Below are 14,834 nucleotides of genomic sequence, written 5' to 3'. Positions count from 1 at the left end.
AAGCAGTGTCATGACGCGACTGATCGATCGCCTGCGTTGGGCCGACAGGCGGAAATATTGCGCCAGTTCCCGGGTACCAACGGCATCGGGTCACGCCCAAGGACCAGCGACCGGACCACGCTCGGGTGCCGACGCACCAACGTGAACGACAGACGCAGGTTGACACGCCCCGCGTTGCCCAAGCTCAAGGTGGTGCCGTTCCACAAGCGTAGCGCAAGGCTTCCATCGAAGACGCGAAATAGCCGCGTTAGCAGGTCGGACGATTCCTTGACGCCGCGCTGCAACGCCGGCAATGCGGGTAGCAGGTCCTGCACAGGCGCCACGGTGCCGTTGGTGTAGGCTGCGGCGCGATCCGCAGCAATCGAGATGCGGACCGCAATGGGCCTTTGCTCGTTCATGCAGTCGCCCCAGCGGCATCCGACGCCACAGGAGCGGCGGCTTTGGGCTTGGCGCTCTTGATCCCGGCCAGCTTGGTGCGCTTGAGCAGCAGCGCGTTGATGGCCACCACCGCCGAGCTGCCCGACATCGACAGTGCCGCGATCTCGGGTGACAGCGTGAAGGGATAGAGCACCCCTGCGGCCAGCGGGAAGGCGACCACGTTGTAGCCCACCGCCCACCACAGGTTCTGGTGCATCTTGCGCAGCGTCGCGCGCGACAGTTCGATGGCGCCGACGATGTCGTAGGGGTCACTCTTCATCAGCACCACATCGGCGCTGTCCATCGCCACGTCGGTGCCGGCGCCGATGGCAAATCCCACGTTGGCCTGGGTCAAGGCGGGCGCATCGTTGACACCGTCACCGACCATCCCGACCCGTTTTCCCGTGGCCTGCAGTTCCTTGATCTTGGCGGCCTTCTGACCGGGCAATACATCGGACAGCACGCTGGTGATGCCCAGGTCGGCGGCGATGCGCTTGGCGGTGCCGGCGTTGTCGCCGGTGAGCATCACGACCTCGATGCCGCGCTCGCGTAGCTTGGCCACCGCGGCCTTGGCGGTGGGCCGAATGGCATCGGCGATGGCGATGAGCCCGATCACCTTGCCGTTCTGCGCCACGTGCACCACCGTGCGGCCTTCGCCTTGCAGCCGCGCGGCGTCAGCTTGCAGGGCCCCAAGCGCAAGCTTCTGGGTGTCCATCAGCAGGCGGTTGCCGAGGAAGACCATGCCGGCGGCGGTTTGCGCCTGCGCGCCCTGGCCGTCTATGCTCTTGAACCCGGTCGGGGTGACGACCTGCAGCTTTGCAGCGCGTCGCAAGACCGCTTGCGCCAAGGGGTGAGCCGATCCTTGCTCGACGGCCGCAGCCGCGACCAGCAGCACGTCCTCGGTGATGCCTTCGGCCATCACCATGTCCACCACCTCGGGCTTGCCCACGGTGAGCGTGCCGGTCTTGTCGAAGACGATGACGTTAAGCTTGGTGGCGTCTTCCAGCGCGGAAGCGTTCTTGAACAGGATGCCGTTGGCCGCGCCCAGTCCCGTGCCCACCATCACCGCCATCGGTGTCGCCAGGCCCAGCGCATCGGGGCAGGCAATGACGAAGACTGTGATGGTCAGCGTCACGGCAAACAGCAGCGGCTGGCCGATCCACCAGAACCACACCGCGAAGGTCACGAGCCCGACGGCGATGGCGGCGACCACCAGCCACTGCGCGGCCCTGTCGGCCAGCAGTTGCGCCGGCGCCTTGGAGTTCTGCGCCTCCTGCACCAGCTTGACGATCTGGGCCAGGGCAGTGTCGGAGCCGACCTTGGTGGCCTTGTAGCGAAAGGTGCCGCTGGTATTGATGGTCGCACCGGCCACCTTGGCGCCGGGGCCTTTTTGCACCGGCATTGACTCGCCGGTGAGCATCGATTCATCAACCAGTGAATCGCCTGACTCGACCGTGCCATCCACCGGGATCTTGTTGCCGGGGCGGATGACGACAGTGTCACCGACCACCACGTCGGCAGTTGCCACCTCAACTTCAACGCCCTTGCGCAGCACGAAGGCTTTGGCAGGTGCCAGATTCATCAGCGCCTTGATCGCCGACGACGCACCGGCACGGGCGCGCATCTCCAGCCAGTGGCCGAGCAGGATAAATACCAGCAGCACGGAGACTGCTTCGAAGAACTGGTCGCTCTCGAAAAAGAAGGTGGCGCCGACGCTGAACAGGTAGCCGGTGCCTACGCTTAAAACAATCAAAGCGGCCATGCCGAGCGTGCCCTTCCTAAGCCCACGCCAGGCGGAGACGAAGAACGGCCAACTCGGGTAGATAACTGCGGCACTGGCCAGCCCGAACAGCCACTGGTTGAGCGGCAGGCCAAAGGGCGGTGTCGGTGCCGGGAACATATTGCCCATTGGCGAGTAGATGAAAATCGGTACCGCAAACACCAGGCAAATCCAGAAGCGGTTGCGCATGTCGCGGACCATGGCTGGGAGGTCCATGTTGCTGCCATGACCCATTTCCTGGGCCATGTCTGACGACATCGGCGACGATGTACCGCCGTGGGCGGCGTGACCCTTGTGGTCGGCCGCGACTGGGGCCGGCGAAGCCGCCTTGTCTTCAGCAGTTGCCGGCGAAAACCACGACTTCAGTTTCTGAAACAAGGATGTAGCCGGCACCGGCGCGGCCGAATCGTGAGAAGTGCTTGGCTTGGGTGGACTGACAGCGTCGGCAGCGGGCGGAGCCATATCAGGCATCGCCATGCCCGCAGGCATGGCGTCAGCGCTGGGCGTCGCCGTCTCGCCTGGTGTGGCTTGTACGGCTGGTGTGGCCGATGCGGCTTGAGCAGCTGCCGGGGCCACCGGTACCGCTGGCAGCGCGGCAGCAAGGGGGGCAGGGTCAACGTCATGGCCAGCTGGCCCGGTATTAGACGCAGGCCCAGCGGGCGTGGTGGGTTCGTGCGCGCGCCGGCGAAGAGCGGACTTGATGTCGGCAACTTCGAGCCGGGTCTCGTCGTAGCGCACGGTGGCGTTCTTGGCGGCGAAATTCACCGTCACGCTTTCGACGCCCGGCACCTCGCCGATGCGCTTCTCCACTTCGTCCACGCTCAACACCGACAGCATGGCGTGAACTTCGATGACGCTGGTCTTCATGGTGTTTCCTTGGTCGGATTCATGTGCAGGGGTCTTTGCCGGTGCCATGAAACTGGCTGAGCGCCTAAACAGGATTAGTTCCGTGTTGGCATCTTATGTTTGACAGTGGGCATCTCATCGTCTGGACCGTCTTCGTTCTGCACCATCTCGCAGACGGCCGACGGCATCGACACGCCATCACGCCAAACCCAGGCTACGGGTAGAAATCGGCCTGCCTGCCTGGCGATTTCTGCTGTGGGTTGGAAGCTCACCGCCAGGCCAGCCTCTACTTGCATGATCTCATCGGGAAGCGGCTGGAATTCGCCGGTGGCTTCGTCGTGCATATGCGGCATACAGATGCCCAGCCCGTACGCGGACAGCTGGCGCAGCATCTCCTGCACTTCGGCCGATTGCATCGCTGCCTGGGCGGTTATCAACGCAGGTGGCAAAGCTAGCACGTTGCGTTGTGAAGCGGTCGCTGTCGTCATGGTGATCTCCAGAAGAGCAATTGCTGGCCCATTAAAGTGGCTGGGTCAAATGCCACATGCGTTCGGTTTGGAGAGCTGAAAACGGCGCTAACCTTTCTCGGCTGCAGTTTTGTCTGCTTGGGCATCGCCCGCAGGCGCAGCATCCGGCGCATCTGGCGTGGTCGATGGCGCTGCCGGGTCCGGCGGTGCCGCATCGGCAGGACCCGTGGCCGCTGGTGCGCCCGGGGCACTCGTCGGTGCTGCCGACTTGGGGGATTCGGACGGCGCGGCAGGTGGTGCATGTCCAGCGTGCCCCTCTTTCAGTGCGGTACCAGCGGGCGTGGCCGCGTCATGGCCGCGTTGGCGCACGGCCGACTTGATATCGGTCGCTTCGAGCTGTGTCTCGTCATAGCGCACGGTAGCGCTGCCGGCCGCAAAGTTCACGGTCACGCTCTGGACACCGGGCACCTCGCCGATTCGCTTTTCGACTTCGTCGACGCTCAATACCGACAGCATGTCGTGCACTTCAATGGAGCTGGTTTTCATGGTGGTTCCTTGGTGAATGGGGTTCAGCGAGCCAGGCGCTGTGACCCGATACAGTCGGGCGTGAACTCAAACGCAACGTCTGCATCGGGCTGGACGAGCTTGTTCTTCTTGCCAGCGTAGTGGAGCCGGGACAAGATGTCGCGGATCAGGTTCAAGCGCGCCAATCGCTTGTTGTTCGTCCGCACGATGTGCCACGGCGCGATGGCGGTATGGGTGCGCAGCAGCATCGCGTCGCGTGCTGCCGAATACGCCTTCCAGTGCTGGACCGCTACGGCATCAATGGGGCTGGATTTCCATTGCTTGAGCGGGTCGCTGTGGCGTTCAGCCAGGCGTTTCACCTGTTCGTCCTTGTCGATGTCGAGGTAATACTTAAGCACCTTGATGCCCGAGTTGACCAGCATCTCCTCGAACTTCGGCACCGAAAGCATGAACTCTTCATGCTCTTCCTTGGAGCAAAAGCCCATGACGTGCTCGACACCAGCGCGGTTGTACCAACTGCGGTTGAAGAGGACGAACTCCTCGGCCACCGGGAGTTGGGCGATGTAGCGCTGGAAGTACCAGCTGCGCAGTTCCCGGTCGGAGGGCTTGCCGAGCGCGACCACACGCGTCTCCCGAGGGCTCAGGTGTTTGACGATGCGCTTGATGCTGCCGTCCTTGCCGGCGGCGTCGCGGCCCTCGACCAGCACCAGAATCTTGTCGCCGCATCCGATGAAGTGACGCTGCAGCTTCACCAACTCGACCTGCAGAAGATGAAGCTGCGCGTGGTATTGCTTGGACGAGATCGCCAACTTCTCGTCCACCGCGTCCACTGCGGGCGCGGCAGACAGGTTGCGGTGGTCGCTGGACGCACCGTGGTGCTCGTCCTTGTGTTCCTTCTTGCTCATGACGTGGACCGCACCTCTGACGGGTGCAGTTTGGCTTGATAGCCAAGACTACTGATCGCGGCTTCGATCTGGGTAGCCGTCACGCGCGTGGTATCGGCCTCCAGGGTGGCGGCGCCGGGGCGCAGCGTGACATCGACCTGGCTGACGCTATCGATCTTGCTGAGTGCGCGCTGCACGCTGCCGCTGCAGCCGCCGCAGGCCATGCCGTGGACATCAAATTTGAGGGTTTGCATGGTGAATTCTCCTTGAACTGAGGGGGTCAGGCCCCGGTGTGACCTCGTCAATTCTTTGGTGTTGCAGGGAAGCGGTAGCGGGTGATTTGGGTGCGAATCTCCATTGCCTGACAGTAGTCCATGCCATCTGGACAATGGTGGTCGCGATGACGGCGGTGCCAATGGCAAGGGCGAGTGAGGACATGAAGTTCATGCGAGGCTCCTGATGCAGGAAGGTGGGTAGCAATACCCGGTGTCTTGGTTGTGGGGAGCTGGCGGTGCAGCCTGTACTTGGGTACAGGGTCAAGACGCTTGCAACCGGAGGCATGAGTCGCGGATTGCGAGATGCCGGATTTGCCCCAAGAGGCTATAGGGCCAGGCGCGAGTAGAGCACTCTGATGGGTGGCCCGTATTCCGGGATGCGAAGATCATTCGCTCGACTAAACAAAGTCGAAACGTGCCTTTCTGCAAACCATGCGGCTGACACGAAATGCGCCAACACAAGGTGTGGCGTGTCGAGGCTGGAAGGCTGCTTCATTAGCGACAAAGAACCCTCTTCACAGGCCTTCAGGCACGATTGCTTGGCAGGTTCCGCAGCGGGATCATATTCGTCGTGGACAGTGCCAACAGCATGGTTCTGGGCTATTCCATGCACTGCGTCCGTCGCCGGCAGTTGCACCGCCAGTGTTCCTTGGCTGTGGCTTACGCGCGCCTCCAGCAAACAAGCGTTGACTGTTCCTGACGCCAACGTGAATAGCCAAACCACCAACATCATGCAGGCGGTATGGCACCTGGTACGGGTATTTGAGCGCAGCAACATGTAAACTATTTAGCGTCTGCGGTCAGTACCAAAGCTCGGGGCTGTTCTTCGAGCAAGGAATTCGTGCGCGCATTGGGACGTCAAAACACATTTGAGCGTTGACGAGGAATTTCTTCATCAAGTAATGTCTTTTTTAAGCGGCATGACGACTCCGTTAATCGGTCCAGCTGCCAGTATGCACGCAGTGTGAGAAAAACGTCTGTGCGTTACCGAACTTAACGCTGTACTTGCGCTTAGTTTACGAAAACTTGTCGAAATATCGGTTGATCCAGCGCAAACAAGGTTTGGGTGACCAGCGCAGATCGTGCGGTTGAGACCAGAAAAGCGCACGCCGAACTTTTTGATTGATTTGGAGTCGTAGGGGAAATTGGGAGCTGCCCGACTGCGGAGTAGGTCCAGTCAAAAGTCCCCGATCTACGACGATTGAAAAGAGCGCTCGCTGACCTCGTTGAACAGTGCAAGTTAACTGCAGACTTACATCCCTGTCCCATCATGGAAGCGTTAGTTGGCGGCGCGGTGCGTGTACAGGCTCCGCGTGTAGCCCAGCTGACGCTGGTCGTCGCAAGCCAGTCGACAAGGGCGGGCGCGGCGGTTGGGCCAGCCCTCAAAGTGACTTTGTCAGCCTTTCATCTTGTCCAGTTCTTGCTCGCAGAGGTGGCAGGCCCGGACACTTGCCTGTCAATGATCCATCGGATGTTAGGCGCACTCCTATTTTTACTATGTCATAAATTTAGTCGTTGACTAACCGAGCCGCAGTGCGGGCAGTGTCCTAGCAGGCTTACAGGGACGACCCACACAGTCAAGTATTACTGATTGAATTGCATTTCCTTGATTACAGCATTCAGCATTCAGCATTAGCGTAAGGTGAAGCGGCTAGGAAACGAGGAACAGACTGCACACTTACAGACGGGCTTATTGCACGGATAGTGCGACCCCAGATACGAACCGCTTGGCGGGACTCCATTTGCTGAACGGGACGATGCCCAAGCATTCCCTTGCCTGCTATCGAGTTTTCCCACCACCGGTCTGACCTGTCTACTGCATCTTCAATTTCACGTCCTGCAGAAATATACCTGTCGACTCAACTACGTCGTTGCTGTTGCCGCACCAGCTGGGTTGACACTCACATGCCTGGGATCAAAGCGGCTCCCTTTGGTCATCATGGCCCACAAGATGCGTGCATTTTTGTTTGCCATTGCCACGGCCGCCTTTTGCCAGCCCGACTTCTCTCGCAGTTGATACAGCCACTTTGAAATAGGGTCATCGCGCTTTTGTGCTGTCATCACCACTGACTTTGCACCCTGTATCAGCAACATGCGCAGGTACATGTCGCCGCGCTTGGTGATGCCACCCAGACTGTTTTTGCCCCCGCTGGAGTTTTGTCTTGGCGTCAATCCCAACCAGGCTCCAAACTGCGCACCATTTTTGAACTGATTGAAGTCGCCCACTGTTGCCACCACAGCCGAGGCTGTTACCGGGCCAACGCCCATGAGCTCTTTGGCAGCCTTGGCTTGCGCGTCATCCTTGACATGCGCGTTGATACGTTCATCGCACCACTTGATGCGCCCATCAAGGTCTTTCCAGTGGTCATAGTCCTCTTGAACGACCAGCCGCGCCAATCCGCATAGATCATTACCGGCGTCCTCCAGCATGTCGGTCAACTTCTCGCGCAATTTGTCCGGGCTCCTGGACGCCACCAGACCGAACTCAGCCAACATGCCCCGGATGCGGTTGATGCTCGCGGTGCGTTCTTCTTTCAACCCCTCGCGCAGTCTGTGCACGCACAACATGCCTTGCTGAACCGTGGTTTTGACCGGTACAAAGCGCATGGTTGGCCTGGACGCCGCTTCGCAAATGGCTGCGGCATCATTGGCGTCATTCTTGCCGCCCTTGCCCTGCAGACGATAGGGTGCTACCAGGTGGGGTGCGATGATTTTTACGTTCAACCCCAAAGCCATGAGTTTGCGGGCCCAATGGTGGGAGCCTGCACAGGCCTCCATCGCCACCAGGCAGCCTGCCGGTAGCTGCGCGCACCACGGCACAAACTTGTCCCGGCTAAGCTGCCGGTTGGTGACAACTTTTCCATCAGCATCAACAGCATTGACCTGGATCACGGATTTCGCCAAATCCACTCCAACTCGTGTAATTTCGCTCATGGCACTTCCCCTTTCAAAGGTTAGATTGACTTCCGCAATCTAATCTTGGCACTTGATGCCGTCACCAGAAAGTGGGCAGTCCCTTCGTATTTGCTGAAATACTGACTGTGCTAGCGCAGCAACTGGCTTGAAGTAGTTTGTTTTTGCGGTTATTTTTCATATTTGGAAATCACAGCGTCTTTTGACGTGGCGGCTTCTGACGTGAACCGCTCTTGACGCCTTTTTTATCCACTTATTGCCCCTGCAGACGGATTTGTCCCAACGTGCGCATGCGCGTGAGGTTGTAGGCGGCCATCGTCAGCACAAACATCTGGTCCACGCGTTCCAGGCCACGCACCATCACCTGGCGAATCCCGCCCACTGTTTTGGCCCAGCCAAATCCCTGCTCGATGAGCTTTCTTTTTTGTTGCGAGATGGCGTAGCCTTCAATTTGGGCAATCGCATCGGGCACGGCCGAGCGCCGCTCTGAAGTGTTTTGCGCCACATGCGGCGTGACGCCCATCGACAGGCAGGCCTCGATGAACTCCTGCGCGTCATAGCCTTTGTCCGCGCCCAGCGTGATAGCGGTTTCGTCGCGCCGAGCTGACAGCGCGGCGGCCAGGTCGCTTTTGCCGGTGCGGTACGCCGTCAGGGTTGCCTCAGAGCGCTGGCGAGCAATGGGAAGCATGTTGTTCATCACCGATGACAAAACGGCAGTGAGTAAGCCGTGCCTCCCCCTCTGACTGCGTCCCATACACCGAGTGTACGAACTGATTGAGCAATCCAGTCAGGTGGCCTGTGTGTCCAGCATTGAGCTGACCAGTCGATGGCAGAAGAACCAGGCAGCATCAAAACTGTCAAGCCTTGTCAAGTCGGGGCCATTCCCAGGATGGTTTAAGTAACGGGGGTACTGAAAGCATGATGTGCGCTCTGCAGAAGGGGCGCAGCATTGATGTGCTTCCCAGTGGCTTTGGCGATATTGTCATGGTGACGCCAGTGCTCGAGGCATGTGCCAGGGGCGTACTGAATTCGCTCAAGCCCTTCGCGAGAATGACACGCGAAGGCGTGATTTATTCCATTTCCCAATGAAATTAACGATAATATTTGCTCTAAATTGAGGAGCAGTCATGGCCCGACCGTTCACAGGACAAGGCAGTCTCGAAGCAGCGCGCAAGGCACGCGACGAGGCCCGCACGGCCGATGAGTTGCGCATTGCGCTGGCCGTTTTGTTGCCCCTGGAGGCTGGATTGAACCTGACGCAAACCGCCCTGGTGCTGGGCCGCTCCAGGCACACCACTTGCGCCCTGCGCACCGATTTTTGTGCTCGCGCCAGCGGGCTACGTGCCACGCGTCGCAAAAAAACAGAGCTGCGCAATCGTGCCCAAAGCACGCTGCAGGCCGAAGCGGCGGCGCTGGACGCGGCGCTGGCCGGCGCTGCCCAAGGCGCGGTGTTGGTCATCCCGGAACTGAAAGAGAAAATCGAGGCCCACCTGGGCCACAGCGTTTCCCTGTCCGGGGTGTACCGCATGCTGGCGCGCCACGGCTGGCGCAAGGTGGCGCCCGACACCGAGCACCCGCAAGGCAACGCACAGGCACGCGAAGCGTGGAAAAAAAACTCTCGTCCGATCTGGCGCAAGTGCGCGCCCGATTCCCCAGACAACAACCCATCCGGGTGATGTTTCAGGACGAGGCGCGTTTTGGCCGCATAAGCGACTCACGCCGCTGCTGGTGCAAAAAGCCCTTGCGTCCCCTGGTCAAGGCGATGCTCACGCACGAGTACGTGTACGCCTACGCAGCGGTCAGCCCTCTCGATGGGCGCCTAGACTCCTTGGTGCTGCCCCACGTCAACGCCCTGTGCATGCAGCTGTTCATCGACGAGGTCGCAAGTCGTTACCCCGTGCAGAACATCATCATGGTCGTCGATGGCGCGGGCTGGCATAAAGCATCCCATTACACATAAGTCACCCATCGTTGAGCTGGCGTGCATAACGGGCACCCTCGACGAAGACGGCAATCTCCTGCATGCCCAGCCAAATCGTCCTGGCGCCCGGTTCGCCATCGTGCTTTCTGCCCAGAAAGCCGCCGCGCTGGGCAATCAGGCGCACCACGGTGTTGAGTGGGGGAGTCTGCCGGGGCACGGGCTTTTTGTTCAGGATGAACGCCGCTCGCCACTCGTCGGGCTCGAACAACAGGTCTGCCGGTAAGTCGGGCAACGTGCGTCCCAGCCGCATCAGGCGGTTGATGCGCCAGGCAATCACCATATACAGCGCCAGCGCGGTCTGCAGCCGCTCGGTGTCGGCCAGCTGCAAGCGCTCGACCCGGCAGCCCTCCTTGAGCACCAAGAAAAAAAGCTCAATTTCCCATCGAGCGCGGTACCAATTGATGAGCTCCACTGCGTCCTGCAGCGTGGATGCCACCCGGTTGGTCAGCAGCCGCCAGACCACCGGCTTGGCGCCTGCCGGCGCATTGACCTCCGAGGCAATCAGGCAGGTCACTTCCAGCTCGCCGCCCTGGCGGTCGGGCAGCAGGACACGCCGGGCGCGCACCTCCTGCTCGACCGCGCGGGCCTTGCGCCCGCGCCCAGCCGGCATCTCAAAGCGTATACGCCCCAGCGGCGCGCCGGCCATGACCTCGTCCCACAGCTTGCCCCCTTCGGGCAGCACCCGGTTGTGCTGACAGCGCACCAGGTAGTCGGCCGCATGGTCCATCTTGCGCGCCATCACCAGCAGCGCCAGCATGTCCGACTCGCGGTCGCCGATGCACACATGACGCGTGCCGGGAAGCTCGCTGGCCTGCTCGGCGATGCGCTCGTAACTCTCTATCCAGCGCACGCTTTCAAGTACGCCGCCGCGCGGCGCGTCGCCTTGCTTGAATTCACGCGCCCACGTCCAGGCGTTCATCACCCCCAGCGGCTCGCGCTCGGGCGTGACCACGTAGGTCGGGTGCAGGAGCAATCCGCGCTGCGCCTCGTAGCTCAGCGGCCCCAGGCCCACCGTCGCCTGGCCGTTGTAGTCCAGCTCGGTCGTGTCCTGCAGGCACAGCACCACCGCGTGCTCGCGCATGCGCGCCACCGTCGCCTGGCGGTGGGCCGCCATCACGTCTTCACAGCTGACCTGCTCGTTGCGCAGGAAGCGGTAGGCCGCCGCCGTCTCGGCCCAGTTCTCGCACGCCCCGGGAATGCTCGCACCGGGCTTTTGCCCCAGCCGCTCGGCCAGCAGCACGGCGCGCCGGTTCAGACGCGGGTCGCCCAAATCAATCGTCTCGAATTCGTGCTCCGCCCAGCCCATGCACTTGCCCCTTTAATTACTCGGCTGCCTATATTACGGGCATGTGTGTAATGGGATGGGCATAAAGCCGGAGCGCTGCAACTGCCCGACAACCTTCGGTTGCATTTCCTGCCTCCGTACTCGCCCGAACTCAACCCACAGGAGCACATCTGGGATGAGCTGCGCGAGAAGCACTTTCACAACCGTGTTTTTGGCAGTCTCGATGCACTGGAAGACCAACTCATCCAAGCCCTCAAAATATTCGAGGAAGACCCCCAGCGCATGCACAGCATTGCCGGCTGGGATTGGATTATTAATTCAGTTCCTAATGAGAAATAGAATTAGAAGGGTGGCATCAATGCTTGGCCAGCAGTTCAATTCTCTCAAGCTCTGAGCCACCACCGTCAACGTCAACGATCCCCGCGATACTTCGGCAGGAATGGGCATGCACCTGCATGACCTCGCAACAGAAGGCAGCCCCAGCAATGACCGAGCCAGCAGCACCCAATGACCCTTCCTTGCAAGATGCGGGCGACCTGGCGCAAAGCCTGGACACGGACCTCGACAAGGGTCTCACGGCGCAAGAAGCAGCCCGCCGGCTGGCGCACGACGGCCCGAACGAGCTGCGCGCGGCGCCGCAAGTGCCCGCATGGCGCCGCCTCCTGGGGCAGTTCCAGGACCCGCTGATCTACCTGCTGCTGGCAGCCATCGCGGTGGCACTGGTCGCCTGGGGGATCGAAGGGCGCGTAGGCTGGCCGGTCGATGCGAGCGTGATCGCAGCCATCGTGCTGCTCAACGGCGTGCTCGGCTACGCCCAGGAGGCCAAGGCCGAGAACGCTGTCGCCGCACTGGCCCGGATGACGGCGGTGACGTCAGCGGTGGTGCGGGGCGGCCAGACCACCCAGATCCCCAGCGCGCAACTGGTGCGCGGAGATCTGCTGGTCCTCGCCGAAGGCGACGCCGTGGGGGCTGATGCGCGCCTGGTGCGCGCCGCGTCACTGCGCGTGCAGGAGGCGTCGCTCACCGGCGAGAGCGAAGCCGTGCTCAAGGACGCGGCTACGCTGGCGCAGCCGAGCGCGCTGGCCGACCGGCTCAACATGGTGTTCAAGGGGACCGCAGTGGCTCAGGGCACTGCACTGGCCGTGGTCACGGCCACCGGCATGGCCACGCAGATGGGCTCGATCGCCCAGATGCTCGACAGCACCCGGGAAGAACCCACGCCGCTGCAAAAGGAGGTCGCGCGGATCGGCCGCATGCTGGGCATCGCCGTGGTCATCATTGCTTTCGTGGTCATGGCCACCGTGCTCCTGGCCTTCGAGGTGCGCACAAGCGCCGACCTCATCACGGTGCTGCTGCTGGGCGTGTCGCTGGCCGTGGCAGCGGTGCCCGAGGGGCTGCCGGCCATCTTGTCCGTGGTGCTGGCCATGGGCGTGCAGCGCATGGCCAGGCGCCATGCGATCGTCAAGCAGCTGTCCTCCGTGGAGACGCTGGGCTCGGCCTCGGTCATCTGCTCGGACAAGACCGGAACGCTCACGCGCTCGGAGATGACGATCGAGCGGGTGATGACCGCCTCGGGCAGCACCCACGTGACGGGTGTCGGCTACACGCCGAACGGACGGGTGGAGCACCAGGGCGCCGAGTTGGGCGCCGGTGCGCTGCACGCCGAACACATCGTGGTGCTCAGCGGGGGCAGCCTGGCGAGCAATGCCGACCTGCGCCAGTTGGGGGACGGCACATGGGAAATCCAGGGAGACCCGACCGAAGCGGCGTTTCTGGTGGCCGAGCGCAAGCTGGGCGTGCAGGCGCGGCGCCAACAGCGCTTCGAGCGCGTGGCCGAGCTCCCATTCACCTCCGAGCGCAAGATGATGTCCACGATCGAGCGCGACCACGAGCACGGCGATGCGTTGATGGTGATCACCAAGGGCGCGCCCGACGTGCTGCTCGCACGCTGCACCCGCGTGCGCGTGGGGTTGGACGTCCTTCCCTTCGATGACGCGCTGCGCGCGCGGGCTTTGGGCGATGTGGACCGGCTCTCTGGCGAGGCGCTGCGCACCTTGTCGGTGGCCTACCGCCCCCTGGCCCCGGGCGAGGATCCGCAAGATGCCGAAGCACTGGAGAAAGAGCTGATCTTTGTCGGCACGGTCGGGATTATTGACCCGCCGCGTCCGGAAGCGGCCAAGGCAATCGGCGAGGCGCACCGGGCCGGCATCCGGGTGCTGATGATCACCGGCGACCATCCGCGCACGGCCGCCCGCATCGCGGCCGACCTGGGCATCGTGGCGCCGGGCACACCGGCATTGACCGGCAGCGATCTGGACGCCCTGGACGATGCGGCCTTTGGCGCCGCCGTGCGCCAGCACGCGGTGTACGCGCGAGTGGCACCCGCGCACAAGCTGCGCATCGTGGCCGCGCTGCAGGCCGACGGCAACATCGTGGCCATGACCGGCGACGGCGTCAATGACGCACCAGCGCTCAAGGCGGCCGACATCGGCGTGGCGATGGGCATGACCGGCACGCAGGTGACCAAGGAAGCGGCCAACATGATCCTGGCCGACGACAACTTCGCCACCATCGTCGAGGCGGTGCGCGAGGGCCGCGGCATCTTCGGCAACATCCGCAAGTTCCTGCGCTACTTGCTGTCCTCGAACATGGGCGAGGTGCTGACCGTGTTCCTGGGCGTGGTGGGCGCTGGCGTGATCGGCTTGAGCGGCCAGGGCGAAGGGCTGGTGCTGCCTTTGCTGGCCACCCAGATCCTGTGGATCAACCTGATCACCGATTCCGGCCCGGCCCTGGCCCTGGGCATCGACCCCGAAACCGAGGACGTGATGGCGCGGCCACCCCGCAAGTCCAGTGCGCGTGCGATCGATGCGCGCATGTGGTGGGGCGTGGTCCAGATTGGCCTGGTGATGGCGCTGGCTACCTTGCTGACGATCGACATGTACCTTGTCGGCGGGCTGATCGAAGGCTCGCAGAGCCTGGCCAACGCCCGCACTGCGGGCTTCACGGTCTTGGTGTTCGCCCAGCTGTTCAACAGCCTGAACGCCCGCTCGGAAACCACCAGCGCATTCCATCACCTGTTCGTCAATCCCTGGCTGTGGGGTGCGATCGCCTTGTCGTTGATCCTGCAGGTGCTGGTCGTTCACGTCGGATGGTTGAACGTGGCCTTTGGGACCGAGCCGCTGACGCTGGCGCAATGGGCAGGCTGCCTTGCGATGAGCAGCACCGTGTTGTGGTTTGGCGAGATGCGCAAATGGATGCTCCGAGCCTGGTTTCGGTAAAGTGCCATGGCATCCCGGAGTCATCTTTGCTGCGGCAGTGGTGAGTTCCACCCCATGCACCCATGCATCCGGCACAAAGTCCAAAATAATTCTTGAAAAGAAGTCCCTCCATGCAAACTGCAACTTCGGCGCCGGCTGAAGCCTTTGCGTTATACACAAGTCGGAATCCGATTTCTGGCAGCT

Annotated in this window: 12 protein-coding genes and 1 pseudogene; 4 read left to right on the top strand and 9 right to left on the bottom strand. The window is 62.0% G+C overall.

Translation table 11 applies throughout. The features are described 5' to 3' along the window. Positions 1 to 8: 8 nt before the first annotated feature. From PNAP_RS22305 to PNAP_RS22265, 8 genes and pseudogenes are all read right to left on the bottom strand, one after another. Positions 9 to 398 carry a hypothetical protein gene (locus tag PNAP_RS22305; RefSeq protein WP_041377654.1) on the bottom strand — a complete coding sequence of 130 codons (390 nt, stop codon included), beginning with the start codon at positions 396 to 398 and terminating at the stop codon, positions 9 to 11. Next, complete coding sequence (locus PNAP_RS22300) at positions 395 to 3,064, bottom strand: heavy metal translocating P-type ATPase (RefSeq protein WP_011798201.1); 2,670 nt, start codon at positions 3,062 to 3,064, stop codon at positions 395 to 397. The genes PNAP_RS22305 and PNAP_RS22300 overlap by 4 nt, the downstream gene beginning before the upstream one ends. A gap of 74 nt (positions 3,065 to 3,138) precedes the next feature. Further along, entirely contained in the window at positions 3,139 to 3,531 is a 393-nt protein-coding gene (locus tag PNAP_RS22295) for a hypothetical protein (protein ID WP_011798202.1), read from the bottom strand. 87 nt (positions 3,532 to 3,618) lie between these two features. Beyond that, positions 3,619 to 4,056, bottom strand: coding sequence for a heavy-metal-associated domain-containing protein (locus PNAP_RS28030; protein WP_011798203.1), 438 nt, complete (start codon positions 4,054 to 4,056; stop codon positions 3,619 to 3,621). Between the two features lie 23 nt (positions 4,057 to 4,079). Then, the gene (ppk2, locus tag PNAP_RS22285) at positions 4,080 to 4,940 is read right to left on the bottom strand and encodes a polyphosphate kinase 2 (protein WP_011798204.1); all 861 of its coding nucleotides are present in this window, start codon (positions 4,938 to 4,940) and stop codon (positions 4,080 to 4,082) included. Then, positions 4,937 to 5,173 (bottom strand): heavy-metal-associated domain-containing protein, encoded by a 237-nt coding sequence (locus PNAP_RS22280; RefSeq protein WP_011798205.1) that lies wholly within the window; start codon positions 5,171 to 5,173, stop codon positions 4,937 to 4,939. Before PNAP_RS22280 ends, ppk2 begins: the two co-directional genes overlap by 4 nt. A 1,884-nt stretch (positions 5,174 to 7,057) precedes the next feature. After that, complete coding sequence (locus PNAP_RS22270) at positions 7,058 to 8,128, bottom strand: IS110 family RNA-guided transposase (protein ID WP_011798207.1); 1,071 nt, start codon at positions 8,126 to 8,128, stop codon at positions 7,058 to 7,060. A 232-nt stretch (positions 8,129 to 8,360) separates the two neighbouring features. Beyond that, positions 8,361 to 8,702 (bottom strand): annotated as a pseudogene (locus PNAP_RS22265) (transposase); the annotation flags it as partial. 532 nt (positions 8,703 to 9,234) lie between these two features. Here PNAP_RS22265 and PNAP_RS22260 point away from each other — a divergent pair. After that, positions 9,235 to 9,783, top strand: a complete 549-nt coding sequence (locus PNAP_RS22260; protein ID WP_011798209.1) for a winged helix-turn-helix domain-containing protein — start codon at positions 9,235 to 9,237, stop codon at positions 9,781 to 9,783. Next, complete coding sequence (locus tag PNAP_RS22255) at positions 9,783 to 10,067, top strand: transposase (protein WP_011798210.1); 285 nt, start codon at positions 9,783 to 9,785, stop codon at positions 10,065 to 10,067. Before PNAP_RS22260 ends, PNAP_RS22255 begins: the two co-directional genes overlap by 1 nt. A 1-nt stretch (position 10,068) precedes the next feature. Here the strand turns inward: PNAP_RS22255 and PNAP_RS22250 are convergent, their stop codons facing one another. Then, positions 10,069 to 11,394 carry an IS4 family transposase gene (locus tag PNAP_RS22250; RefSeq protein WP_011798211.1) on the bottom strand — a complete coding sequence of 442 codons (1,326 nt, stop codon included), beginning with the start codon at positions 11,392 to 11,394 and terminating at the stop codon, positions 10,069 to 10,071. 99 nt (positions 11,395 to 11,493) lie between these two features. On the opposite strand from PNAP_RS22250, the gene PNAP_RS26270 reads away from it, so the two are divergent. Continuing rightward, positions 11,494 to 11,712 (top strand): transposase, encoded by a 219-nt coding sequence (locus tag PNAP_RS26270; protein WP_011798212.1) that lies wholly within the window; start codon positions 11,494 to 11,496, stop codon positions 11,710 to 11,712. 146 nt (positions 11,713 to 11,858) lie between these two features. Beyond that, the gene (locus PNAP_RS22240) at positions 11,859 to 14,651 is read left to right on the top strand and encodes a cation-translocating P-type ATPase (RefSeq protein ID WP_041377651.1); all 2,793 of its coding nucleotides are present in this window, start codon (positions 11,859 to 11,861) and stop codon (positions 14,649 to 14,651) included. The last annotated feature ends 183 nt before the right edge of the window (positions 14,652 to 14,834 follow it).

The organism is Polaromonas naphthalenivorans CJ2, from assembly GCF_000015505.1.
Lineage (GTDB): Bacteria > Pseudomonadota > Gammaproteobacteria > Burkholderiales > Burkholderiaceae_C > Polaromonas > Polaromonas naphthalenivorans.
This window is presented reverse-complemented; position numbering and strand designations above follow the sequence as displayed.